The 24805-nt window shown below is 45.8% G+C and carries 19 protein-coding genes; 6 read left to right on the top strand and 13 right to left on the bottom strand.

Going from position 1 to position 24805, the window contains the following annotated elements:
• Nucleotides 1–1179 carry a cyclic nucleotide-binding domain-containing protein gene (locus tag ACKU40_RS05425; protein ID WP_320175502.1) on the bottom strand — a complete coding sequence of 393 codons (1179 nt, stop codon included), beginning with the start codon at nt 1177–1179 and terminating at the stop codon, nt 1–3.
• Nucleotides 1180–1214: 35 nt separating this feature from the next.
• Nucleotides 1215–1895, bottom strand: coding sequence for a TVP38/TMEM64 family protein (locus ACKU40_RS05420; protein ID WP_320175501.1), 681 nt, complete (start codon nt 1893–1895; stop codon nt 1215–1217).
• An 89-nt stretch (nt 1896–1984) separates the two neighbouring features.
• Here ACKU40_RS05420 and ACKU40_RS05415 point away from each other — a divergent pair, with 89 nt between their 5' ends.
• Entirely contained in the window at nt 1985–3148 is a 1164-nt protein-coding gene (locus ACKU40_RS05415; RefSeq protein WP_320175500.1) for a polynucleotide adenylyltransferase, read from the top strand.
• 63 nt (nt 3149–3211) lie between these two features.
• Here the strand turns inward: ACKU40_RS05415 and ACKU40_RS05410 are convergent, their stop codons facing one another.
• The 3 genes from ACKU40_RS05410 to ACKU40_RS05400 all read right to left on the bottom strand — a co-directional run bounded on the left by ACKU40_RS05410 (nt 3212) and on the right by ACKU40_RS05400 (nt 4993).
• Nucleotides 3212–3574, bottom strand: a complete 363-nt coding sequence (locus tag ACKU40_RS05410) for a hypothetical protein (protein ID WP_320175499.1) — start codon at nt 3572–3574, stop codon at nt 3212–3214.
• 145 nt (nt 3575–3719) lie between these two features.
• Complete coding sequence (locus ACKU40_RS05405; protein ID WP_320175498.1) at nt 3720–4211, bottom strand: hypothetical protein; 492 nt, start codon at nt 4209–4211, stop codon at nt 3720–3722.
• On the bottom strand, nt 4208–4993 hold the full coding sequence (locus ACKU40_RS05400; protein ID WP_320175497.1) for a hypothetical protein: 786 nt from the start codon (nt 4991–4993) through the stop codon (nt 4208–4210). Before ACKU40_RS05400 ends, ACKU40_RS05405 begins: the two co-directional genes overlap by 4 nt.
• Nucleotides 4994–5255: 262 nt before the next feature.
• Here ACKU40_RS05400 and sucD point away from each other — a divergent pair, with 262 nt between their 5' ends.
• From sucD to ACKU40_RS05385, 3 genes are all read left to right on the top strand, one after another.
• Complete coding sequence (gene sucD, locus ACKU40_RS05395; protein WP_320175496.1) at nt 5256–7352, top strand: succinate--CoA ligase subunit alpha; 2097 nt, start codon at nt 5256–5258, stop codon at nt 7350–7352.
• On the top strand, nt 7345–8436 hold the full coding sequence (locus ACKU40_RS05390; RefSeq protein WP_320175495.1) for a glycosyltransferase family 4 protein: 1092 nt from the start codon (nt 7345–7347) through the stop codon (nt 8434–8436). The genes sucD and ACKU40_RS05390 overlap by 8 nt, the downstream gene beginning before the upstream one ends.
• 107 nt (nt 8437–8543) lie before the next feature.
• Nucleotides 8544–9281 (top strand): 4Fe-4S double cluster binding domain-containing protein, encoded by a 738-nt coding sequence (locus ACKU40_RS05385; protein WP_320175494.1) that lies wholly within the window; start codon nt 8544–8546, stop codon nt 9279–9281.
• A 22-nt stretch (nt 9282–9303) separates the two neighbouring features.
• Here the strand turns inward: ACKU40_RS05385 and hysD are convergent, their stop codons facing one another.
• From hysD to hysB, 3 genes are all read right to left on the bottom strand, one after another.
• Entirely contained in the window at nt 9304–9777 is a 474-nt protein-coding gene (gene hysD, locus ACKU40_RS05380) for a NiFeSe hydrogenase maturation protease (RefSeq protein ID WP_320175493.1), read from the bottom strand.
• Nucleotides 9778–10000: 223 nt separating this feature from the next.
• A complete protein-coding gene (gene hysA, locus ACKU40_RS05375) occupies nt 10001–11539 on the bottom strand; it encodes a NiFeSe hydrogenase large subunit HysA (RefSeq protein ID WP_320175492.1) in 1539 nt (512 codons plus the stop codon).
• A 22-nt stretch (nt 11540–11561) separates the two neighbouring features.
• Nucleotides 11562–12509, bottom strand: a complete 948-nt coding sequence (gene hysB / locus ACKU40_RS05370; RefSeq protein WP_320175491.1) for a NiFeSe hydrogenase small subunit — start codon at nt 12507–12509, stop codon at nt 11562–11564.
• 284 nt (nt 12510–12793) lie between these two features.
• Between hysB and ACKU40_RS05365 the strand changes: the two genes are divergently transcribed.
• Entirely contained in the window at nt 12794–14110 is a 1317-nt protein-coding gene (locus ACKU40_RS05365) for a M23 family metallopeptidase (protein ID WP_320175490.1), read from the top strand.
• 56 nt (nt 14111–14166) lie between these two features.
• Here ACKU40_RS05365 and ACKU40_RS05360 read toward each other — a convergent pair whose 3' ends face one another.
• Complete coding sequence (locus ACKU40_RS05360; protein ID WP_320175489.1) at nt 14167–15297, bottom strand: YibE/F family protein; 1131 nt, start codon at nt 15295–15297, stop codon at nt 14167–14169.
• 83 nt (nt 15298–15380) lie between these two features.
• Entirely contained in the window at nt 15381–16934 is a 1554-nt protein-coding gene (locus tag ACKU40_RS05355) for an alkaline phosphatase (protein ID WP_320175488.1), read from the bottom strand.
• Between the two features lie 747 nt (nt 16935–17681).
• On the opposite strand from ACKU40_RS05355, the gene ACKU40_RS05350 reads away from it, so the two are divergent.
• Nucleotides 17682–17972, top strand: coding sequence for a hypothetical protein (locus tag ACKU40_RS05350; RefSeq protein WP_320175487.1), 291 nt, complete (start codon nt 17682–17684; stop codon nt 17970–17972).
• Here ACKU40_RS05350 and ACKU40_RS05345 read toward each other — a convergent pair.
• The 3 genes from ACKU40_RS05345 to ACKU40_RS05335 form a co-directional block, all read right to left on the bottom strand.
• Entirely contained in the window at nt 17969–18922 is a 954-nt protein-coding gene (locus ACKU40_RS05345; RefSeq protein ID WP_320175486.1) for a serine hydrolase domain-containing protein, read from the bottom strand. The two genes, ACKU40_RS05350 and ACKU40_RS05345, sit on opposite strands and share 4 nt — an antisense overlap.
• 301 nt (nt 18923–19223) lie before the next feature.
• Nucleotides 19224–21677, bottom strand: coding sequence for an endopeptidase La (lon, locus tag ACKU40_RS05340; protein ID WP_320175485.1), 2454 nt, complete (start codon nt 21675–21677; stop codon nt 19224–19226).
• Nucleotides 21678–21987: 310 nt separating this feature from the next.
• Nucleotides 21988–24693 (bottom strand): ABC transporter substrate binding protein, encoded by a 2706-nt coding sequence (locus ACKU40_RS05335; protein ID WP_320176363.1) that lies wholly within the window; start codon nt 24691–24693, stop codon nt 21988–21990.
• Between the last annotated feature and the right edge of the window lie 112 nt (nt 24694–24805).

Below are 24805 nucleotides of genomic sequence, written 5' to 3'. Positions count from 1 at the left end.
CTACTTCACTCCCTTCAATTTACGCACAATATCAAGGAGTTCATCACAACATTCAAGCACTTCCGGATCACTCGGATCACGGTCGGAAGGAGGTTCACGCAATAAAATTTGAGCAACCTTTTTGCCTACGTTTCGCTTGAGCTTATCCCTGCCCTGCTGATCCATAGCCGAGTAGAGAATTGAAATTTTATAAAAATTAAATCCTTCAAGAGCCTTTTTAAGGGTCGGATTATCAATAAAGATAAGATCTTCCACAGACTCAAGATCTTCAAGGGCCTTGCGGGGCCTGCGAAACTTCTTGAAAAAGTCTGGCTCTTTGCCTTTGCCCCACTCAATGGCTTTCTCCCGGTTAAAAAAGAGTAGATTTTCCGGCATTTCCTCCTTAATCAGCTTTTTATAAATCAGCTCCGGCGTGCTTCCGGTTCTTTCTGCCAAGTCACTAAAACTCATAAAAGTCATGCGCTGATCTACATTCGCACCAAGTTCCCGCATCTGCTTGTACAGATTGCGCAGATGAGGAATGAACTGTTCAAAATCTTTAATATTTATATAGCGCTCAACAAATGCACTTTTATCACCCTTCTTGACACTTTTCATATCAATCAGACGAAGCTTGAAAACAATCTCCAAAAAAGACTCGATTTCAAGATTCGAAAAGGCAGCCAGGCTTTTGACTGTTTCGGTATAGGACTTAACCGAAAGGCCCATCTTGTAATTCTCAATTTCCTGCTGCTTATTGCGGGGAGTGTAAGCAAATTCCTTGTAGGCGAGATCAAGAATAGTTGCGAGGGCAATAAATGAATCATTCTGCTCTGCCCCGGATGCTTTCATGTCAGTAGCTGCAACCCTCTTTGCCAACAGTTTAAGCATCTTGCGCACTGTTTCTGGAGAAGTTTTAAGCAGCTTGTTCATCATCTCTTCAGTCAGCACCACTAATTCACAAAAACTGGAAGCCTCTGCGCTGGCCGTACGTTTCTGATTAGCCAATAAAGACATTTCGCCAAAGATATCACCACGACGCAGGGTTCCCATGACAGTCTTTTTCTTGTCGATTATTTTAAAAATATCGACAGTCCCGGACTTAATCATATAGGCGATCTTACTTTCCTGCCCTTCGCTGAAAATGACCTTACCCTTATGGTAGGTCCGAATACTTGGTGCTGTCCTTACAATCATCATTAACCGTACTTAATAAAAATGAAACTTTCTAAATATTACACATTCCGACGGACCTTAACAAGCCCGACGATTTTTTTCACGATCAGTGGGAATACACCCAGCAGTGCAAAGGAAATTAAAACTCCCGGCTGAACAATACCGGAAAGAGAATCAATCCGGCCGAGTTCTTTTCCGGCATTAACATAGACCATTGTCCCCGGCAGCATCCCCAGTTGGGAAACCCAATAAAAAGTCCGCAATCTGATCGGGGTAAGCCCCATAAGCAAATTGATAACCACAAAGGGAATAGCCGGGATAAGCCGCATTGTGAAAAGATAAAAAGCACCCTCTTCTTCGATGCCCCGGTTAACCTTTTCCAGCCGGTCCCCGAACTTACGCTGTACGTAATCCCTGAATAGATAACGCGAAAAAAAACAGGCGAGTGTGGCACCGATAGTGCTGGCAAATGAAATAGTCAGCACCCCTACGGTAAAGCCGAATAAAGCCCCCCCTGCCAATCCAAGCACTGTTGCGCCGGGAAGGTTCACTCCAACAACAAGCACATAAACCAGAAAAAAAGAAAAAACAGTTAAAAATGGGTTCTGATCATAAAAAAGTTGGAACTCCTGCCTGGAACTTTTGATATATTCAAGAGTCAGGAAACTATCCAAATTAAAGGCAAAAAACAGTGCCACAACAACTGCAATAAACGTAATTATGAGTATTTTATTTTTCATTGATCATACGATACCATCAAACATAAATTAATCAAGAACGCTGATAATCAAAGCCTTGTTATCAGCCGTCTTAATAGAAAATGCAACAAATGACCAAAAAACACAATAATTTAAAAATATTAATAGCTGGAGGTTCTGTAAGAGACCTACTGCTCGGCAGAACTCCAAAAGATTTGGACTACCTTATTGCATCCGGTTCTCCTGAAGAATTTCTTGCTGCATTTCCAAAGGCCCGACCGGTGGGCAAATCTTATGAAATTTTCTATCTCAAAGGACTTGAATTTTCCTTCCCGCGAGCTAGAGGAGCCGACATCGAGGAAACAATAGACCTCGATCTCAAAGCGCGTGACTTCACTGTCAACAGCTTTGCGCTGGCCGAAGACGGTGAACTATATGCCCACCCGAATGGATTGGAAGACTTACAAAATCGAATTTTACGGCCATCTTTTCCTGATACGTTCAAAGAAGACCCGCTACGTGTATTCAGGGCAGCAACCTTTATGGCCCGCTTCCCGGAATTCAGTCCTCACCCGGACCTTATTACAGAGATGAAAAGCTGCGCTGCAAACGGTTGGCTAGCCGATATTGCCCCTGACAGGATCGGTGTGGAACTTCGCAAAGGATTAAACGGACCGAAACCGGGAAATTTCCTGCGGTTGCTGATTCAAGGAAATTGCCTTGAACCATGGTTCACTGAATTTACAGGTGCTGATGATATTCCGGCCGGTCCGCCAGAATATCACGACAAATCCGTAGCCGGACATACCGCTGAGATAATGGACGAAGTTGCAGGGGATCCCCTGAGCTGCTGGATGGCAATGTGCCATGATCTGGGCAAAGCACAAACAGCGCCGAACATACTGCCCTCGCATTACGGACATGACAAAGCTGGTATGATTCCGGCAAAAGAGCTTGGCAGCAGACTGATGCTCCCGGTAAAGTTCATTCGTGCCGGGGAAAGCGCAGCAGAACTGCATATGAAGGCCGGTAACTATCAGGAATTAAGGCCCGGAACCAAAGTAGACCTGCTGATGAAGCTTCATGTTTCAGGACTTCTTGAGAATATGATCAGCCTTTGCAATGCGGACAGAGGTCAGGGAGTGCTTGAAAACGCTCCCGCAGACCTTGCAGAGATACTTAAGGTTTCGCTTCCGGCCCACGAAAGGAATCTTGGTAAAGAATCAGGAGAAAAGCTGCGCAACATGCGGGCCATGAAAATAAAGACCTTCAATGGCAGCAGAAATAGGATTTAAAAATCCCCGTATGCCTCGACGGCATGCGGGGATTTTAAATTATCAACAATTGCAGGCAGTCGACTACTGTACGCTGACTATAGCCTTACATCCTAAATCGACACCTGAAGCTTTCACTACTATTTTTTTAGGATGAGAACCTACTGTATACGACTCATCCTTAAGCCGTTGCAGCTTGCTGTTCTGCATATAAATTATGATTTTATTATTGGTCCACTTCAAGTAATTTTGATCATAATGCAAGACTTTGGATTCACCTGGAGCCACCAGACCATTAGTTTTATGTGTGGTTCCCTTTACCACAGACGGGATAGACAAGTAACATGAACATTTATTTTCAACTTCAATCGGAATAGTTTCATCTGTCAACGCTGTTGCGGCGTAAAGAAAAATAAACAGCAATGTAAAAGTCAAAATCTTCTTCATCTTCCCCTCCATTTAAGACATTTGAACAAGTTAAATTAACACGTGATCTTTTAACTGCAAATGCATATTACACATTAGAAAAAGATACTGCAAAGGGAAATTAAATAAAATGATCAACAGCAATGACAATCCAAATATTACTAATCTACTCAAACAAATACTTATATTCCCCGGTCACCTTGTCTGTTGTATTCATTAATCCGGCAGCACTGTTTTCCACATTGCGGGAATTAACAAGACCAAGTTCCTGCTTAAGATAAAACGGCACAACCCCCTCGCTCTCCGCGAAAGTCCAGACCACTGAATAGACAGAACCGATCTCCGGCCTTTCATTAAATTCGCTGCGTGATTCAATAATTACCCGTACCGCCTTGCCTTCTTTACCGGCCAAGGTAAAAAGCACTGATTTCCTAAAGTATTCCTTTAACTTTAATGCCAAAGTGCCACCCAAGACATCATCTCCGCTATGAATAACCATTACGGGAACGCCTTGTTTTTCAGCCCCCTGCTCTATCTTTTCAACCGGAGCTGGCTTAGCCTTGGAATCTGGTACGGCTTTCTTTTCTTCAGCGGAGGCAATTGAACCCAAACAAAGCACAAGCAGCAATATCAACGCGGAACCAGTTACTTTTTTCATAACAACTCCTTATTCGCATTTATTTTTAACTCTTCTATCAAGGCTTTTACCCGGACTTTATCGCGTGCCCAAACCTGAGAACAATACCCGGAAATATACGTTGCCATCTCCTTGCGATTCGGCAAATTCGGAAAGGCCGGAAAATCAATATCTTTGATTGTGATCACAGTAAAAGCCATCTCGTCATCAATCGCTTTACACTGCGGCCCCACACATCCGGCAATGCTTTCCTTCCTTACTGATTCAGGATCGAGAGACTTGGTGAACTTGAGCACATCCGAGGCTGAAACATTCCTGTTAACCTTTTCAATTTGAATATTGATTTCTTCGGCCATTTTGAAAAAATCATCCCGATTTACCGACCGCACCTTACGCCCATTCTCATCCTTCTTGATTGAACCATGCATATATTCTTCAATACTCACAGCAAGCATATCATAACCAATGCCGAACCACTTGATGTATTCTCCCCTGCCGGTGAAAGCAAAGGGAGGGCTATCTATGATGTTTGCACATTCAACCCCTGCAGGATGATTAAAACGACTTCTGCTCATTCCGGCAGACACCCAGAAATCGTTGAACCCGGCAGGCCCCAGACAGATTTTCTCAAGCAGGGAACAAGCTTTAAATACCTGATAAAGTTTAACATGAAGTTTTTCAGAGACATCATGAAACAGCTCAAGGGCATCATCAACATCTACGCGGGCACCGAAAAAGGAATCCGCCATGTCGCTTAAGACTTCATCCGTCAAAGCATCGGTTAAATATTTAAAATCAGCCATAATATTTCCTTTAATACTGCAGTTCAAAAACTTTATACGGATATTTTTTATTTCCGCTCTATCCTTTTGTTTTTAACGTTTCCCGGACTAAACAAGCATTCAAACTACAAATGAAATCATTAATTAACCTTGAGAGTGCCATATAATTGAATTATACGCCAATGGTACAAGTATCATTCAAATGATGATTGTTCGATAAAATTCAACAGTTAAATTACCTGCTCAATTTAACTGAACCTACATCAGACATACTGGAGGGAGTATGCTGCTCAACGAACATTTAAGTAAAGTACTGCTCAAAGAGGCTGCCGGACTTCCCGTACCCACCGGGGTAAAAATCACTGAAAAGGATTTGCCCGGACTGGAACCATACTTTCCCCTGCCGTGGATTCTGAAAGCTCAGGTTCCTGTCGGTGGTCGCGGCAAGGCCGGAGGTATCCAGAAAGTTGATTCACGGGACGAATACGAAAAAATAGCCCGCCAGATTCTCAGCATGGAAATCAAAGGCAACAAGGTCCCTTTCCTGCGGGCCGAGCCTGCTGTAGACATCCGTAAGGAATTTTATCTTTCCCTGACCCTTTCCCGCCAGCGCCGCAAAGTCATCATGACCGTCGGACGCGAAGGTGGGGTGGAAATCGAAAACATGGGCCCTGAAAACCTGCTCATTCAGGAAATCAGTCTTCCCGGCGGATTACAGCCCAACCAGATTCGCGCTGCATTCTTCCATATCGGCATAGCCAAAGAACTCTTTGCTGATTTCAGCAACATCGTTAGAAACCTCTACAACACCATGATCGATTACGGTCTGCTACTGGCTGAAATCAACCCGCTGGCCCTGACCGGGTACGGCAAGCTGCTCGCCCTCGACGGTAAAATCGAGATGGACGACAACATCGTCGACCTCAACCCCGCTTTTGAAAAATTTTATCAGCCGGAGCACTCCACCCCGGTGGAAAACATCGCCCGTGATGCCGGAATGAGCTTCGTATCGCTCAAAGGATGGGTAGGTTTGATCGCCAACGGTGCAGGTCTGGCAATGGCCTCCATGGACGCGCTCAACTTCTCTGACCTTCCGGCAGCAAACTTTCTCGACCTCGGCGGTGCTGCGGATCAAAAACGCATTGAAACAGCCCTGAGACTGCTCTTCGATGATGATCAGGTCAAAGCGATCCTGATCAACCTCTTCGGCGGAATCCTTTCCTGCGAGCTGGTTGCCAATGCCCTCGTGGCGGCACTGGGCGGCAAGGAACCGGAAAAGCCCATCGTGGTACGCATGTCCGGCAATAGTGCTGAGGAAGGACTTAATGTGCTCAAACAGGTTAAAGGCGATAAACTGCATCGGGCCAGAAACATGCAGGAAGCCCTCGACCTGCTGACTAAGCTCAAGCCTGCTGATACACCTAAGATTGATTTCCCCGAGCCCATCGCGGCTATGCCTGATTCCCGTCCCAAGGACATCGGATATAAATCGCCGCATACCTTCGGCATCGATAAGGACACCCCCATTCTTGTACAAGGCATCACCGGGGCTGAGGGCCGTTTACATACTAAACTCATGCTCGAATATGGCTCCAATATTGTCGCCGGGGTAACTCCGTTCAAGGGCGGTCAGGAAGTGCTCGGAGTTCCGGTTTATAACTCCATCAAGGAAGCACAGCGGCATCATGAAATCGGGGCCAGCATCATTTTCGTACCGCCCAAGCTGGCAACTGACGCCATCCTTGAAGCAACATCCTGCGAAATACCATGGGTTGTCTGCATTACCGAAGGAATTGTGCAGTCTGCCATGCTCAACGTGCTGGAGCAGATCAAAGGCGGCAAATCAAGAATTGTCGGTCCTAACACCCCCGGCATGATCGTGCCCGGACAAACCAAAATCGGTATCCTGCCCACTACCCCGTTCTCTCCCGGTCCGGTTGCAGTCCTTTCACGTTCCGGTACCCTGACCTACGAAGTAGCCGACCGCCTCAATCAGGTAGGTATCGGGCAATCCCTGTCTATCGGTATCGGCGGTGACTCCTACATCGGCACCACCTTTGCGGATGTTTTCGAAATGCTCAGAAATCACGATGAAACCAAGGCTGTCATGGTTCTCGGTGAAATCGGTGGTACTGCGGAACAGGATCTTGCAGACTATGTAATTGAAACAGGATTTGACAAACCCGTACTTTCCTTTATTGCTGGTCAGACCGCACCTCCGGGCAAACGTCTGGGCCACGCAGGTGCGATCCTTCAAGAAGGAACAGGGGTACAGGGAAAGCTTGAAAAAATGCGCGCAGCAGGATTCACAGTCTGCCCCAGCCTTGAGTCAATCCCACAGCTGACAGCAGACGCACTTGGAATTAAGTTAAGTGAATAAAAACATATGCTTCTTCAATAGCAATAAAGCCTGGGGCGGCGGGGAAAAGTGGAACCACCACTTCTCCCTGCTCCTCCGGGATCAAGGTTACAACGTATTCGTGGTAACCAACCATAGATCAGAACTCAAAGCCCGCCTTGAAAACGAACTGGGCATTACCCTTCATAGCGAGCCGATAGGTAATCTTTCCTTCCTGAATCCCGTTTTAATGGGCCGTTTGAAATCTTTTTTTCAAGCAAACAAGATCCAGACTCTGATCACCGCCCTGCCCTCCGACCTCAAAAGCGGCGGAATTGCCGCCAAGCGCGCCGGGGTTAACCGCGTAATTTACCGCAGAGGAATCGCCGTTCCGGTTAAGAACTCATTCCTCAACCGCTACATCTTCAAGAACGTTGTTGACCGTTTAATCGTCAATTCCCTTGAGACTAAGCGGACTGTTCTGGCCAACAATTCCGCGTTAATAGATGAAAGCAAAATACGCCAGATATACAACGGATTCGATGTAGCTGAGTTCGATAAACAGGACTTTTCACCGCTCTACGTTCCAGAAAATGAGGAGGTAGTAATCGGAAATGCGGCTCGCTTGACCGCTCAAAAAGGTCAGAAACATCTCATCGAGTGCGCAAAAATACTCAAAGAAAAGGGCCTGAATTTCAAAATACTCATCGCCGGAAAAGGCGAAATGGAACAGGAATTAAAAGACTACGCCACAGAACTTGACGTAAACGATCGAGTTTCATTCCTCGGTTTCATCAAAGACATGAAAAGTTTCCATGCATCGCAGGATATTTTCTGCCTCCCGTCTTTATGGGAAGGGTTCGGTTATGCCCTCGTGGAAGCAATGACTTTGGAGAAACCAGTAGTAGGATTTAACATTAGCTCCAACCCTGAAGTTGTTGCTGACGGTGAAACCGGTATTCTTGTTCCGGTAGAAGATACTGAAAAACTGGCAGCAGCTTTGGAAAAGGTGATTGTTGATATTGAATTAAGAAAGAAAATGGGTGCTGCGGGACGTCAGAGAGTATTGGAGAATTTTAATACTCCGCTGGTTTTAAAGAAACTGGTTGAGGTTGTGGAGGAATAACGCAACATTTTTAGGTTAATGTCAATTTCATTCTATATCAATTGAGATTGCTCTGGCACCATAGCTTGTGTTCATATGTAGCAAGAATTATTGATCTGGAGTGAATAATGACTGATCTGAAAAAAGAGCTTTTTAAGAATGCCAAGCAATGGGGAGCGGACCTGATTGCAGTGGCGGATACGACCCGCATGGCAGGCATGGAAACTCGCCCGGACGATCTGCTGGATAATTTCCCGCGAGCGATTTCAATTGCGGTTCAACTCGCTGACGGTATCATAGATACAATTGTAGATAAGCCCACTGAAATATATTCCCAGCACTACCAGCGTGTTAATGCCCTGCTCGACAACATAGCCTGCCGTGTAAGCAGTTTTATCCAGAACAATGGCGGAAAAGCACTCCCCATTCCGGCCAGCCAAATCCTCTGCGAAGAACGCTTTATATCCTATATCTCACACAAAGCAGTAGCAATTAATGCCGGATTAGGTTGGCAAGGCAAATCATTATTACTGGTTACTCCGCAATACGGCCCGCGCATTCGGCTGGTAACCATCCTCACAAACCTAGACATTCCGGCAGATGAGCCAATCAAAAACCGTTGCGGAAAGTGCACCAAATGCACCGACGCATGCCCTGCCGGAGCAATAAAAAACGTCAATACCGTGCTGCATTATTCATCGCGCAATGAAGCCGTGGACTTATCGTCCTGCGTGGATCATTTAAATAAGGTATCGGGTTATGGAAACGTGGCGGCGTATATTTGTGGGGTTTGTGTGGCTAGTTGTCCTTGGGGGAAGAAAAAACGGCAGCCCCAAAAAGGAACTGCCGTTTATCAAAATCTATAATCCAACCAAAAATCAAACCGCCCTACTGACCAAACTCCTCAATAAAGCGCTTGATCTCCTGACGGGCCCTTTCAACATAACCGGGGAATACAGCTTTGCAGGTATCGGTCATTTCCATGGACCAGTCAGTGTAGTTCTCAGGCTCCATGCCTAAGATACGCATCTCCGGACGCTTACCTACTGCTCCGGCCATATTCAGAGAATCGACCAGATCAATATCATGCAGGGACAAACGCTGCTTTTCATTATCTATGATATCTTTTTCCTCAAGATAGTAGACTGTGCCACCGTCCTTTCCGCCATGGACGATATCGAGCACCAGCAGGCCGTCGTAGCCTTCCAGAATATGAAAAATATCGTGGGTGAATGTGCCGCCATCCACTAAGTGAACGTATTCGGGCCATTCTTCTTTCTTCAGTTCTTCTACAGCATGCACCCCGACGCCCTCATCGCCGAGGAGAATGTTACCAATCCCAAGTACCAACAGTTTCTTCATTATGAAATCCTTAGTTGATGCGCTTCGCGCCTTTGACGAAAGATTTCGCCTCCAGCGGCCAAAGGGGATAATCCCCTTTGGAATCCTTAATAGTTTTAAATAAAGCTATTAACAATTCCGCCTCAAAATCATCATACGAATAAATCATAATCGTATGAAAGGGAAACTCCCGGACACAGGAACCCTGCGTCCGGGAGTTTATATACAGTGAAACGTCGTTACGTTAGCAACCTTCGCCTACGTGAACAACATGCTCTTCACCGGTCTCTGCGTGCAGCACGTGCACGGCACAACCCAGTCACGGGTCAAAGGATCGAATGATCCTTGAGATGTCAACAGGGTTCTTCGGATCAGGAACCGGAGTACCTACGAGGGCTTCCTCGATTGTACCGCGATGACCTTTGTCATCACGCGGGGTGCTGTTCCAGAGGGTCGCGGGGATCATCTGGTAGTTCGCAGTCTTGGAATCCTTGATGTTGATGTAGTGCAGCAAGGAACCGCGGGGTGCTTCGGTAAGACCGAGACCTTCTGCGGACACAGGAATTTCAGTCTTGACGTAAGTTTCTTCGCCAGGCTTAACTTCCTTGAGCCATGCATCCTGGATTGCGTTTGCAACCATGTAAGCTTCTTCTGCGCGTGCAACGTGGCGGCCCATGAGGGAGAATGCCATGTCTTCGCCCAGATCGCGGAACATCTTGGCTTCGATGCCGAAGAGATCCTTGAGCTGTTTTTTACCCATGGGGCTGAGCTCGGGGTTATGAACCCACATACGTGCAAGGGGACCAACTTCAACAGCTTTGCCGTTGTAGCGGGAAGCCTTACAGAAGCTGTAAGCGTCCTTCTTGTGAACATCCGGAATGGTTTTTCCTTCGCTCGGATGAAGGTCGGAACACTCATCAGTGTACCATGCGTACTTGGTGTATTCCTTGATGAGTTTCTGATCGAAACCAGCATCTTTGCCGTCGATGTAAACACCGGGCTTGAGCAGGAATTCTGATTCAGCATCATCCATGGGGAATACGCCGTAAGCCATAGCGTTTTTGTAACCGCCACCGATCTTGAACAGATCTTTGTAGACGGAACCGATAAGGTAAACGGTGGGTACGTAGGTTTCTTCAATGAATTTCTGAACCTGTTTGAAGCGGCTTGCGTATTCAGCAAGCTTTTCCTTGCTCGGAATTTCAGTTGCACCACCAACGACCTGACCGGAAACGTGAGGCATTTTACCACCGAACAGAGCTACCATTTCGTGGCAGATACGGCGGATTTCAAGAGCCTTAACGTACTGGTCAACAGCTACCTTGTTGGTTTTTTCATCAAGACGCAGGTCAGGATGTTCAAAGCGGGGGACAAAGGGAGCTTTGCCGGGACCGCGTACGAAGTCCAGAGCTGCAAGATGATAGAAATGCAGAATGTGAGACTGCAGGTAGTTAGCACCGAAAATGAGGTTTTTGGTTACGCGACCGTTAGTGGTCAGCTTAACACCAAAAGCATCATCAAGAGCGCGGGTGGAAGCAGTAGAGTGAGCTGTGGGGCAAACACCGCACAGACGCTGGGTCAGCTGGGCTGCATCGCGGGGATCACGTCCGATAAGGATGTTCTCGAAACCACGGTACATGCCGCCGGAGAGCCATGCGTCGGTTACTTTACCGTCTTTAACTACGACCTCAGCCTTAAGGTGACCTTCGATACGGGTTACCGGATCAATGGCAATCTTAATTTTCCCGTCTTTACCGGCGGGTGCATGAGATTTTGAAGACATAAGGATTTATACTCCTTTCCGGTTAACCGGCTTCGTAGAAGGGGGACATTTCATCCGGGAATCCCGGTTCTACACAGCCAATACATACTGAGTTTTCAACACACCAGTTAACGCCGCCGTTCCATTTGCGTTTGAAGCAATCGGAGTTGGCGCTGGGGCCTTTACAGCCCAGCTCGTAACGGCATTTAACGGGATCAGTGAAGATTTCAGCGTATTCATCGTTCTCGAACTTCTCAAGATAAGGGCAATTATCATGGATGTTCTCACCGAAGAAAGGTTTGGGACGACCGTTGTCATCAAGAATCTTAACGACTTCAGCCAGACCGCCCTGCAGTCCTTTTTCTTCAATGGCATTGATTGCGACAACGAGGGTGCCTACCATCCAGTCAGGATGGGGAGGACAGCCCGGAATGTTAACAACGGGAGTCTTCACGCCGTTTTCTGCGAGGAAATTGGTTACAGACATGGAGCCGGTAAGGTTTCCTTCAGCAGCGGGGATACCGCCGTATGCAGAGCAGGTACCAACGTTAACAACCACAGCAGCGTTTTTGGCCATCTCGAGAGTGGCTTCAGCCATGGTGTATTCTTTGTGGTTTGCATCTGCACCGACAATACAGAAATGACCGTTCTCAGCTGTGGGAACGGCACCTTCAACGATAACGATGTACTTGCCCTTATTAGCTTCAGCCTGACTCATCATGAAATCCCAGGCTTCGTGGCCTTCGGAACCCATAATGGTCGGATGGTAATCAAGGTTAATTACATCAAGTAGAACCTCTGCGATAGAGGGGTGCACTGAGTTGAGAATGGAAACCGAACAACCGGTGCAGCCCTGTCCCTGCAGCCAGAAAACATTCGGTACAAACTTTTTCAGCGCATGCACTACACTGGGGTTGAACATCTGGGAAATCCCAAATCCAGCCACAGTTCCTGTGCACATTTTCACGAAATCTCGCCTGGTCAAACTCATCCCTACCTCCTTGGTGGTTGCCGGCGTAGTAAGGCACTGTCCTTACTAAGTAAAAAAAACCGCCACGGCGACGATATTTTTTAAAACCAAATACACATTCCAGCATTTTTCGTCAACAATATCTGATACAAAATTGATACATGTATAGATGAAACAAATACCACTTATAGATAGTTCCTTTTTTAACAATGTTGTAGGTTGAACCATGTGCCCATTTATGTTTATTGTGGGCGGGAGTACGAACGATGTACGACACTAACGATTAAACAATTTAAGGATATGTAATGGCTAAGAAAAAAAGTCGTATCGGACAGATTCTCCTCCTGATAATTCTCGTTGCCGTGATAGGCACAGGGGCTTACCTGCTCTATAAAGACACAACAGCACCGCAGGCAGCTTTGACGCCGGCGAAAGGATTCGTCACCTATGAGACCCCTATCAACGTAAATATCAGCGATACTCAATCCGGACTTAAGGCGGTTAAAATCGTACTTTCTCAGGGAGAGAAAAAACTGACTCTCACAGAAAAAAATCTTCCCAAGGGAACCTTCGATTACAATGAAGACATTCTGATTAAGAAAAAGCAGATCAAAGAAGGGCCGTTTGAACTGGCAGTTTGGGCTGTGGATACTTCCCTGGCCGGTTTCGGCAGCGGCAATGCTGTAATTGCCAGAGGCAACTACACCCTTGATACCATCGCTCCCAAAATTACCGTTCAATCCACCACCCACAATTTCAATCAGGGCGGCTGCGGACTGCTGATCTATAATTTAGATGAAAATCCGTCCAAAACCGGCGTACAGGTTAATGAAGATTTTTTTCCGGGCTACAAACAGCCGGACGGAAGTTATGCCTGTCTTTTCGCAATGCCTTACTACACCGACAAGAAAGATTTTAATCCGGTGCTAATGGCTGAAGATGCAGCCGGCAACGTGCGCAAAGGTTCATTCTGGTATCATGCCAACGGTAAAACCTACCGCCATGACCGGATCAACATCTCCGACCGTTTCCTGAATACAAAAATGCCCCAGTTTGAAGGAGATTACCCCGGACTGCCCAGTCAGGTTCAGCTCTTCCTTAAAGTTAACCGCGAGCTACGCAAGAAAAACCGTGCGGAACTCCATCGCGTTGCTAAAGAGACCTCCCCGACCTTCCTGTTCGAAGGCAGCTTCAAAAGACTTCCGAATGCTGCCACCCGTGCAGGATTCGGTGACAAACGCAGCTACTACTATTCAGGTGAAGTAATCGACAAACAGACCCATCTGGGAATTGACCTTGCCAGCACACGTCAGGCTCCGATTCCGGCTGCAAACAACGGACGGGTTGTACTTGCTGAATCAGACTTCGGCATCTACGGCAATGCAGTCATTATCGACCACGGTCTCGGTCTTCAGACCCTTTACTCGCACCTGAGCCAAATTGATGTGGCGCCCGGAGATATGGTCGCAAAAGGACAGATAATCGGTAAGACCGGTGCCACCGGCATGGCTGGCGGAGACCACCTGCATTACGGTGTCATCTGCTCCGGTATACCAGTGAATCCCGTGGAATGGTGGGATGGAAGCTGGATCAAGAATAATATCACCAGCAAGTTGAAATAAAAAAACAAGGTCGAATATAAAACAAAAGTCCCGGACAATTTCTGTCCGGGACTTTTTTAATTTGATGTCTTTTTAATCTCATTAAATCCGCACAAGATAAATCCTGCTAAGATTGCCGTTATCGGTGCCACCAGCACCAGCCCGACACTCCCGACCAAGGTTCGGAAGATCTCAGCCGCCACCAGCTTAAAATTAAGCATACGGGTAAAAGATGTTCCCTTCGTTACGAAAAGCATAAGCATAGTCAGATAGCCGCCGGAGTAAGCCAGCAATAATGTTGTGGTCATTGTTCCGGTAACCATGCGCCCGACATTGAAGCCGGACTTGATCAGCTCATTACGGGTGATATCAGGCTTCTTATCCATAACTTCGTTCATGGAAGCGGCAACGTCCATGGCAATATCCATAGCCGCACCTGAAGCACCTAAAATGACCGAAGCATAAAATATATCAAGCAGATCCAGTGTATAATGACCGGAAAAGACCAGCATAGTCGCAAATGGAGCTGTCATACCCGCCATTTTCAGCTTCTCGCCAAAGAACAGTGTCAGGGTCAATGCCAGCAACAAACCGCTTAGAGTCCCCAATGTAGCCACCACAGTAACCCGCGAAAATCCGGCAACACAAGTGATGATCACCACAGTAAGCAAAGTAAGGGTGACAACGGTCAGCATGATTGGATTGCCGCCGTCAAGCAATCCGGGAATGAAAAATTTCCAGATAATGTAAAAACTGGTGATAAAGCTGAACAGGGCTTTAAGGCCTATTGAACGGGCATAAATCAACAGAATGATTACAAACAAACCAAACAGCGCCAGTTCCCAGCCTTGCCGATACTGGTTTACGGCACGGGCTTCCACAGCCTTACCGTCATTAATGCGCACAGCCATAAGGATAGTATCACCGGGATGAAAAATTTCATCCATTTCCGGCTGCCCTGTTAACTGGTTAACGCCGATGACAGTCTGACCTTTGACCTCACCTTCCATTAAAATCGCGGTTACGTGCTGTCCACCGATACGAGCAGTACCCATTTCCACCAAAGCGGAGTTATCCACACCGGTAACAGTGGCACGTAACTCATGCATCCCGGAATACGGATCAGGTCCGGCCTGCTCATATTTCAAAAGTCCGACAATCCCGACAATCATCAGGATAAATAATATCGGAGATATAAACCTTTTCATGGATACCTCTTGATATGGAAAAAGGCCCCCGCTCATGCGGGGACCTTTAAATCATAAGCAAATATGCCTTTTATCCGTAACAACTATTTGTTGTAAGGAATCTTGGCGTATTTTTCCTGAGGACCGAAGGTTTTACCCAGCAGAGCCTTGGAATCGGTGTGCTTGCTGTCAGAAAGTTTAACTTCCATGACTTCAGCCATACGGTTGGGGATATCGGTGTTATCGATGAAGCCGTTAAACTTCTCGGAACCTACACCTATGGAGGTTGCAGGAATGAATGTTCCGGTGTGAACAAAAGAGGTCCAGAACATACGTGCGCGCTGGGAGATCAGGTCGGTAACAGCAACCATGGTCGGGGTGTAAGCATAACCGTAGTTGGTCTGCTTGTCCTCGGGCAGGTTCTGGTTCTTGTCCTGAACAACCATTGCATCAGCAAGGATTTTGTCTTCAGCAGCAGTACGATCGGTCAGACCCCATTCTTTTTCAGCGTATGCGATAAAAGCAGCGTGACGTTTCTTGAGATCAGACTCTTTTGCACACAGCTTGTTGTAGTATTTATCGAGGTTATCTTCAGCGGAGACCTGAACTTTTTCGAGTTCTTTAAGGTTGAGGAAGTAACCTTTGGAGTCCATGGAGATACCCAGTGCAACACCACCGGTTTCGTGGTCGGCAGCAGTTACAATGAGAGTTTCTTCAGGATGTTTCTGGTAGAAGTCATATGCAACTTTAACAGCGTCATCCATAGCAATGGTATCCAGGATAGTGGACTTTGCATCATGAGCGTGTGCAGCGTGGTCAATACGGCCGCCTTCAATCATAAGAAAGAAAGGCTTTTCCTGAGCGGAGAGAGACTGAACAGCCTTCTCGGTCAGTTCGTAGAGAGCAGGCAGTTTGTTTTCGGTCATCTTGCTGTTACGGCGCTCAACTTCGTAAGGAAGGTGGCTGTAGGTCAGAGCTGCGAAAACTTTCTCGCCTTTTTTAGCCTTGTAAGCACGGAAAGCATCACGGGTGGAATCACCAACGAAAGTCTTGTATCCCTGATCAGCAAACATCTTAACAACGTCTACATCATCCTTACGCTTGGACTTGAGGCCCTGAGCATTGTCTTTGGCAACATAATGACGGTATCCGCCGCCAGCGAAGAAATCAAAGCCGGAATCAGCCTGATCTACTGCGATAGCGTTTTCTGCGTTACGATCGGGGTTGTGAGAGGAAAAAGCTGCCGGAGTAGCATGGGTCAGACGAGTTGTGGTGATGATACCTACTGCGTAACCATTTTCTTTTGCTGCTTCAGCAACAGATTTGATGTCGGTGCCGTCAGGCAGTTTGCCGAGATAGCCGTTGGTGGTTTTGAAACCACATGCCAGCGCGGTACCGCCTGCTGCAGAGTCGGTGATCAGGGTGTTGTCGGAATAAGTGGTAACCAGTGCAGACTGGGGAAAAGTGTTCATGAGCAGCTTAGCTTCTGCGTCATTCTTTTCCATTTTGTTGTAGAGTTCAGCTGCCATGCGCTGGGTGGGTCCAAGACCATCACCGATGAAGTAAAATACGTACTTAGGCGCACCTGCAAATGCAGTAGCCGCAACCATTGCCAGACAGACCGCCAGAACCAACGGGCGAACAATCCTTCTAAACATTTTCACATTCCTTACCGTTTAGAGTTATGCTTCATGCTGAAAAAACAGCACGAAGCTGCAACGCTCCCTTCGCAACAATTGACCATATCACTCCACACAGCAAATCCACGAAGGTCACAATTCAACATTGCATATAGGTAATTGCGAAGTTCAGGCAGGATCAGCCCGCATTTTAATGATCCTCCGACCCCTGTAAAGGAGCCCTTCAAAACCCACTGCAACAACATAAATTTTCTGCTTTTCGCGAGAAATTTAAGCCACTTTAGAGTGATTGAAGTTATTGTCAATAGGGGTTTTGTTGCAGAATAATGATAAAAGATCGTAACACAACTGTAACAATCTGAAATCTCATTTCTATTTTGAAAGAAAAAACTTTATAAAAATTAGAATTATTTTCTTATTCACGTCAATCTTATCGTCAAACGAACCAAAACTGTCTCATTTCGAAAATCATACACTATTGGACTCAGCCTAAAATTCAAAGCCGAACTAAATTAGTTCGTATTTGAAAACTAATTACTCATAAATCTATCCACCTTACCGACATATCTGGATCGCTGCTTCGGAAGGTTCCTGCCGTAAGGCAGCTAGTAAAAATCGATCATTTTTCCTAGCTGCTCAAATATGGAATAAGTTCAATTTTAAATATCCAATTGAATTATTGAACATACAACACAATGGTCCATATTTTGTATAATTCTATACGACAAGGGGAGAAATTTCCGCAACTCAACGGGAAGGTGAAACATGTGGAAATCAATAGTAGTAACATCAGCACTGCTGCTCTTCGGATCCAACAATATCTTTGCTGCTGATTTCGGGTATGTCGAAGAGACGAAATCCAAAGAGCAACAAACCGTTGCAAGCATGGAAAAAGAATTCTCATTCACTGACTTTGTAACTGGATTAGACATCACCGACGACATGCAGACAGGATTAATTTTCGGCCTGGACAACCAGCCCACAGAGACTCATGCCGGACCTGACGCTCCTCCCAGCGCTATGGGACTTGGACTGGGATTCAGCTTCAGCTTCTAATTAAATATCTTCGACCTCTCTATCACTCGCCAGAAAACGGACTCTGCAGTTGCTTTACGTCCTCCACCCTCTGCCTGACCATTAGTCAGAATTACAAAATAATACCCCCTGAACTTGAAAGCCAGAGAAGTATATATACCGGCAAAATTACCGTTATGGCCTATAGCTGTATATTTATTCATAACCCCAAGACCATAAGAAATACCATCGTAAGTTACCGGGCGGAAATCCATCTGTTCGGACTTAAGACCTGCATTTATCCCGAATCCATTTAAATACGCCTTCAGCCAAATCATCATATCCGAAGCGGTGGAAACGCCGTTTCCAGAACACCACGCCCATGACGGATTGATCTTAAGAGTCAAGTCTTTGATTTTTCCGGTTTGAGGGTTGTAGTCATGGCCCCGCGCAAATGGCTCAGAGATATTGGCGCTTTTCACTGGGAATGTAGTTGATTTTAACCCCAAGGGCTTGAGTATGCGCTGATAAACCTGATTCTCAAAAGTATCCCCAGTAATTTTTTCAATGATCAACCCCAAAAGAACATAGTTCGAATTATTATACTCAAATATCCTGCCTTCCCTGCAATGATTCTTATTTCCGAATTGCAGTAAATGTTCCGGGCTCCAATGCATCCACGGCCGCTCCCTGAACAAATGCAAGAAATCCTGATCAATTGTAAAATTACCCAGACAGCTGCGCATCTGTAATAGATTACGAATAGTAAGAAGGCTGCCTTCAGTAACTACATCCGGCAAGACTTCAGATACTTCGGCATCAAGGCTGATTTTTCCCTCATCCACCAGCATTAGTATTACTGAAGCCACAAAAGTCTTGGTTATACTGCCGATGCGGAATTTAAGATTGTTCCCCATAGGCTTGAGGCTGCCGATCCTGCGTACGCCTGCCCGAAAAGCCCAGACCTGCCCTTCCGGAGTTTCCACCATCATCACCGCACCCGGAATTTTCAATTCCCGAATAGATTCGCGCAAAATTTTATTGAGATCATTATGATTGGAAGCTTCTGAACAAATATAAATTGTAAGCACAAAAAGGAAAATAAAGACAACAGTTATCGCGCGCCGAAACTTACACGCGAACTCACAACCTTTATATATCCGATAGCGCGACTTCATACTCCATCATAACATGAAAGTCCGCTTAGATAAAACCGCAGTACTTTTGACCTCAAAGAAAAAGAGGATGTCCCAAAAAGGACATCCTCTTCTAAAATCAATTTGTATATGAAACTTAGTGCGGCTGGGTCTGATACTCATCCTTGATCAAGTTAAGCGCGATAGGCGTAGCGCTGTCTCGCCCGCGGAACAACTCTTCAGCGGTAAGGTTATCCAAAGCACAACTGAGCACTTCATCCATATTTTCCACCGGAATAATTTCAAGATCCTTAAGAATTACATCAGGCACATCCTTAAGATCTTTCTTATTATCGATGGGAATAAGCACAGTCTTGGAAAGACCTCTATGTGCAGCCAGAAGCTTTTCCCTCAAGCCGCCGATAGGAAGGACACGACCGCGCAGGGTTATTTCCCCGGTCATCGCCAGATCATGGCGGACAGGAACATTAAGGAACGCAGAGGCGATAGCAGTACACAGGGTAATACCGGCTGAAGGACCATCCTTGGGAGTGGCTCCTTCGGGTACGTGTACGTGAATATCAATCTTCTCATGAAAATCCGGTTTCAGTCCAAAAAGATCGGAACGGGAACGGATGTATGAAAGTGCTGCCTGAGCAGATTCCTGCATGACTTCACCGAGCTTACCGGTGATAACAACTTTGCCCTTACCGGGCATAAGCACGACTTCCACCATGAGCATTTCACCGCCCACCTGAGTATAGGCAAGACCTGTGGAAACACCGACCAGAGACCGGTCTTCACTGGCTCCGTAACGGAATTTATGGACCCCGAGAATCTTACTCAGATTAGCGGTGGTCACATGAACACTCTTGCTTTTGTCTCCGGATTCCACGATCTGCATTGCAGTCTTACGACAGACCTTGGCAAGCTCGCGCTCAAGGTTACGCACTCCCGCCTCACGGGTGTAGGTGCGAATGATATCGATCATGGCATTATCGGAAACAGCAAGGTTATCTTCCTTAAGACCATGTTCCCCTATCTGCTTCGGCAGCAGGAAGTCTTTTGCAATATGGATTTTCTCGGTTTCGAGATAACCGGGAAGCCTGATAATCTCCATCCTGTCCTGCAGAGGCAGCGGAATAGAATGGAGGTCGTTAGCGGTAGTGATGAAAAAGACCTTGGAGAGATCGTAATCAAGATCAAGGTAATGATCGTTGAATGTTCCGTTCTGCTCCGGATCAAGAACTTCAAGGAGAGCCGCAGATGGATCGCCCCTGAAGTCGGTACTCATCTTATCCACCTCATCAAGACAGATAACCGGGTTGCTGTATTCGCAACGTCTCAATGACTGGATGATCTTACCCGGAAGCGCTCCGACATAAGTACGTCGGTGACCACGGATCTCGGCTTCATCGCGAACGCCACCAAGGGAGAGACGTACGAACTCACGCCCCATAGCCCGGGCAATGGAACGGGCGATAGAGGTTTTACCTACACCGGGAGGGCCTGCAAAACAAAGGATGGGACCTTTGATGGTTTCGACCAAAGACTGCACAGCCATATATTCAAGGATGCGCTCTTTGGGCTTTTCAAGACCGTAGTGATCTTCATCCAGAATCTTGCGTGCTTCAGCTATATCCAGCTTGGTTTTCTTGTATTTGTTCCATGGAAGCTCCATAACCCAATCCACATAGTTGCGGACAACGGTATATTCTGCAGAGGAGGGAGCCATCTGGCGCAATTTTTTGATTTCCTTGCGCACCCGCTCCCGGGACTCTTCTTCCATGTTCTTTTCATTAAGCTGCTCTTCAAGATCATGGGCTTCCGCCTGAGGATCATCCTCACGCCCCATTTCCTTATTGATAGCCTTGAGCTGCTCATTGAGATAATACTCACGCTGATTCTTTTCCATCTGCCCTTTGACACGGTTCTTAACGCGTTTCTCAATAGACACGATTTCAATTTCACCAAGCAGCAGCTCATAAACGGCTTCCAGCCTTTCGATGGGATCAACCATCTCAAGAATATTCTGCTTCTTGAGAAACTCCACCTTAAGGTGCGGCATGATTGAATCAGCCAGCTTCCCGGCAGTCCGGATGGTAGAAATAGCCAGAATGGTTTCAGGAGCTATTTTCTTGTTCACCTTGCCGAATTTTTCAAGGGCTTCGTGAACGGAACGCACCAGAGCCTCGGTTGTATGCTCTTCGGCCGGAAGATCATCAACCCGCTCAATATTCACCAGCGGAAAATTCTCACCGAAAACGACTTCATCAGAATCAGGATCCCAACTGGCACGGTACATACCTTCGAAAAGCACCTTGATAGTACCGTCGGGAAGCCTGAGCATCTGCAGGATCTTACTGACAGTACCTACCCGGAAAAGATCTTCCGGTTCGGGCTTTTCTTTTTCTGGAAACTCCTGAGTGACCAGAAAAATCTTTTTGTCGTAATCGGAAATGGCTTCCTCAATCGCTTTGATTGAAGATTCCCTACCGACAAAAAGAGGCACAATTGAACGCGGGAACATAACTACTTCCCGCAGTGACATCATCGGAAGAATATTCTGTTCAGTGGATGTATTGCCACCTTCAAAAACTGTGGACGACATTTATCCTCCTGCTTTTAACCCGGAAACGTCTTAAACCAAACTAGAACAAACACTATGTCAGTTCACAGGATGGACACCTAATCAGGTAAAAAAGTTATTTCGGAACGTCAGTTAAACCTATAACCATGACGATTAATTTTCAAAAAATAAAACTTATAACCATACAGAAACATGAAATAATACCTGCTACCGTTTTGTCAAACCACAAACCATCATTAATTACATTATACATAAAAATTAATAGCTGACGATGACAACAACACGTATCGGAGAAAAACAAAGATCGATTACCCCGCTCAGCCCGAAAATGTTAATTTTTATTAATACATGTACAGTGTTGTCCCAAAACGGACTGCCGTATAGGCAACGAGATAACAAACTTTGTCCAATTTCCGGGCGACGAATATACTTCCATATTCCCTTTATGCAGATCTGCTATAATGAAATATGAGATAGCAAGACCAAGGCCGGTTCCCTCACCAACTTTCTTGGTTGTGTAGAAAGGTTCAAATATGCGTTTGCGCACACTCTCAGCCATGCCCTGCCCGTTATCTTCTATTTCAATATTGACCCAGTCCTTTTTTTCATATGCCCGGAGTATAAATTTGGGACCGCCTTTTTCATACTTCTTCGAAGTCATGGACTGGGCACTGTTTTTCAATAGATTCAAAAAGACCTGCTGAATCTCACTTCCTTCACATAAGACAGTAGACAGATCATCTTCAAACTCACGTACTATTTCGATCTTCTTAAAATCATATTTAGTCGAAAGGTTGTATTCATTATCCGCAAGCTCAATTGTATTCTCGAGCAACTCAGAAAGGTCATGCCTCTTAAAATTATCCTGATTCTTACGGCTGAAGCTAAGCATGTTCCGAACTATTTTTCCGGCCCTATCAACGGAAGCTGTTATGCCGTTAATGATCTTGGGAATATCCCGGTCACGCATATAACCATGCAGCTCATCGAGATTAATATTCCATTTATCTGCAGCACGTTTATTTCCCGGAAGATCACCTAATACTCGTCTGGATATATTCTGGGCACCCTGAGCAATTACCCCAAGCGGATTATTGATTTCATGCGCCATGCCGGCTGCAAGACCTCCAACCGAAAGCATCTTTTCATTCTGGACCAGCATGTCTTCAAGTCTAACCCGCTCCGTAACATCTTCAACCTGGACAACAACACCATTCTGTTCTCCAGCGGAAAGCGGGTAAATCATAATATCATCGTAAAAGACATCCCCATCTTGCTTGCGGGAAACCCTTGGGTCAGTCCATACATTTTGACTGCGCAATGACTCCCTGACCTGCTCCATATAAGGTGAAAGCCTCGGAAATACCTCTTCAACCAATCTTCCCACAGCCTCATCACCGCTGACTCCGGCCACTTCTGAAGCCTTCATGTTCCAATGGGTAACCCGTCCTTCACTGTTTAGACCAACCAGAATGAAAGGCATGGAATCAATAATACTTTTCAACTGATTACGCAGATGTCTGATTTCCTCAAGTGAACTTTTTAACTCAGTAATATCGGTATGAGTGCCGATCATCCGAATGGCCTTGCCGGAATCATCCCTTTCCACGGCATTTCCGCGCCCAAGAATCCATAGCCATTTACCATCCTTGTCCTGCATGCGGAATTCGACTTCAAAGTTCTCTATTTCATTATTGATACACTTACTGTTGATTTCGAAAGCATGAGCACGGTCATCTTTATGAATAAGATCAACCCATGAAGCAACATGTGACGGAAATTCATTTTCACCATATCCGAGCATAGCCTTATAGCCGGGGCTGTAATACACATCGTCAGTAATAATGTTCCAATCCCAGACACCATCCTTATTGGCGGCCATTGCAAGAGCAAAACGTTCCCTGCTCAGGCGGACCTCTTCCTGAGCATTGCGCAATTTCATATACGCTACGGATAATGCGATGGAAAAAACAAGCAGTACTGCGATAACAAAAAGCCCGGCTACAATCTCAATTTTATGGACTCCCCATACCGAATGCTTCTCGTTCAAAATAATAGATCCGGCTGGTAATTTTGAATCTTTGATTTTAAAGTGATCAAGAACGACACGGTCAAAAACAAACCTATTGGCTTCTCCATCCTCCACTACCGGTATGTCTTTGATGGATTTACCATTCAGGATATCGAGAGCTATACGCCCTGCAATAGCACCTTGTTCATAGTGCGAAATAACTTTACCGCCTATAAGCCCATTCCCGATGCCATGTTCATAAATATGAAAAACAGGACGATTGCTGCTTGAAATAATCTCCTGCAAACCTCCCTCAAAAGACTTCGCGACCCCATCTTTATCCCGATAAGCGGAAAGCAAAAGAACAGCACTATCAGCAGGAAGCCTGCCAAGCACATCTTTCATTTCCGTCCAGTTCATTCTTTTTAAAGGAATCTCGACAAGCTTAAGATCTGAGAACTCATGATGTACACTGTCGGCCAATTGCAGATCTGCCTGCCCACTGGGAGTATCATCCACGATAAGATAAACCGTTTTGAGTCCAGGTACTAAATCAATGATGATTCTGATATTTTCCCGCATGGAAACGGCCTCAATGACACCGGTAATATTCTCATTACTATCCAGAGAACGGGCCAGAGATTGATCATTGACCCCGCAAAATATAACCGGAGTGTCCGGGAAAAACTCATTTTTATTTTTTAATACAAAATTTAAGGCATTATCATCAGAAGTGATTACAACATCATATTTATCCACCGAATCAATCTTCATCTTAAGCATGTTACGGAAAGCGGAAAGATTTTTTTTGTTCATAAACCGCTTGGAATCCATAAACTCTACGTCAAGATGAACTCCCGCCGGATCAAGTACTGATTTAAGACCATCTATCTGTGAAAAGAATGTCGGGAATCCGGGATGATAAGAACTTATAAGCAAAGCTTGGGACTTTGCAGCTGAAATAACAGGGCAAAAAGAAAAAATCACCAAAAGAGCTAAGGTAGCAATTAATATAATTTTCTTCATGAACTGGCCGACCTGAAAATATAAAATTTGAGTAAAATTTTTCATACGACATTACTCGGATAAAGCCAATCCCATACAATTAAAAAACATCCTTTCTCATAATAAAATAATT

This window comes from Maridesulfovibrio sp. (assembly GCF_963666665.1).
Taxonomy (GTDB): Bacteria; Desulfobacterota; Desulfovibrionia; order Desulfovibrionales; family Desulfovibrionaceae; genus Maridesulfovibrio.
Note: the sequence above shows the minus strand (reverse complement) of the source record. Positions and strands in the feature narration are given on the sequence as shown.

Bases quoted from the DNA above. Each gene is read 5' to 3' on its own strand.
- ACKU40_RS05425 (WP_320175502.1), bottom strand. From the start codon at position 1,179: ATGATGATTGTAAGGACAGCACCAAGTATTCGGACCTACCATAAGGGT.
- ACKU40_RS05420 (WP_320175501.1), bottom strand. From the start codon at position 1,895: ATGAAAAATAAAATACTCATAATTACGTTTATTGCAGTTGTTGTGGCA.
- ACKU40_RS05415 (WP_320175500.1), top strand. From the start codon at position 1,985: ATGACCAAAAAACACAATAATTTAAAAATATTAATAGCTGGAGGTTCT.
- ACKU40_RS05410 (WP_320175499.1), bottom strand. From the start codon at position 3,574: ATGAAGAAGATTTTGACTTTTACATTGCTGTTTATTTTTCTTTACGCC.
- ACKU40_RS05405 (WP_320175498.1), bottom strand. From the start codon at position 4,211: ATGAAAAAAGTAACTGGTTCCGCGTTGATATTGCTGCTTGTGCTTTGT.
- ACKU40_RS05400 (WP_320175497.1), bottom strand. From the start codon at position 4,993: ATGGCTGATTTTAAATATTTAACCGATGCTTTGACGGATGAAGTCTTA.
- sucD (WP_320175496.1), top strand. From the start codon at position 5,256: ATGCTGCTCAACGAACATTTAAGTAAAGTACTGCTCAAAGAGGCTGCC.
- ACKU40_RS05385 (WP_320175494.1), top strand. From the start codon at position 8,544: ATGACTGATCTGAAAAAAGAGCTTTTTAAGAATGCCAAGCAATGGGGA.
- hysD (WP_320175493.1), bottom strand. From the start codon at position 9,777: ATGAAGAAACTGTTGGTACTTGGGATTGGTAACATTCTCCTCGGCGAT.
- hysB (WP_320175491.1), bottom strand. From the start codon at position 12,509: ATGAGTTTGACCAGGCGAGATTTCGTGAAAATGTGCACAGGAACTGTG.
- ACKU40_RS05365 (WP_320175490.1), top strand. From the start codon at position 12,794: ATGGCTAAGAAAAAAAGTCGTATCGGACAGATTCTCCTCCTGATAATT.
- ACKU40_RS05360 (WP_320175489.1), bottom strand. From the start codon at position 15,297: ATGAAAAGGTTTATATCTCCGATATTATTTATCCTGATGATTGTCGGG.
- ACKU40_RS05355 (WP_320175488.1), bottom strand. From the start codon at position 16,934: ATGTTTAGAAGGATTGTTCGCCCGTTGGTTCTGGCGGTCTGTCTGGCA.
- ACKU40_RS05350 (WP_320175487.1), top strand. From the start codon at position 17,682: ATGTGGAAATCAATAGTAGTAACATCAGCACTGCTGCTCTTCGGATCC.
- ACKU40_RS05345 (WP_320175486.1), bottom strand. From the start codon at position 18,922: ATGATGGTGGAAACTCCGGAAGGGCAGGTCTGGGCTTTTCGGGCAGGC.
- lon (WP_320175485.1), bottom strand. From the start codon at position 21,677: ATGTCGTCCACAGTTTTTGAAGGTGGCAATACATCCACTGAACAGAAT.
- ACKU40_RS05335 (WP_320176363.1), bottom strand. From the start codon at position 24,693: ATGAAGAAAATTATATTAATTGCTACCTTAGCTCTTTTGGTGATTTTT.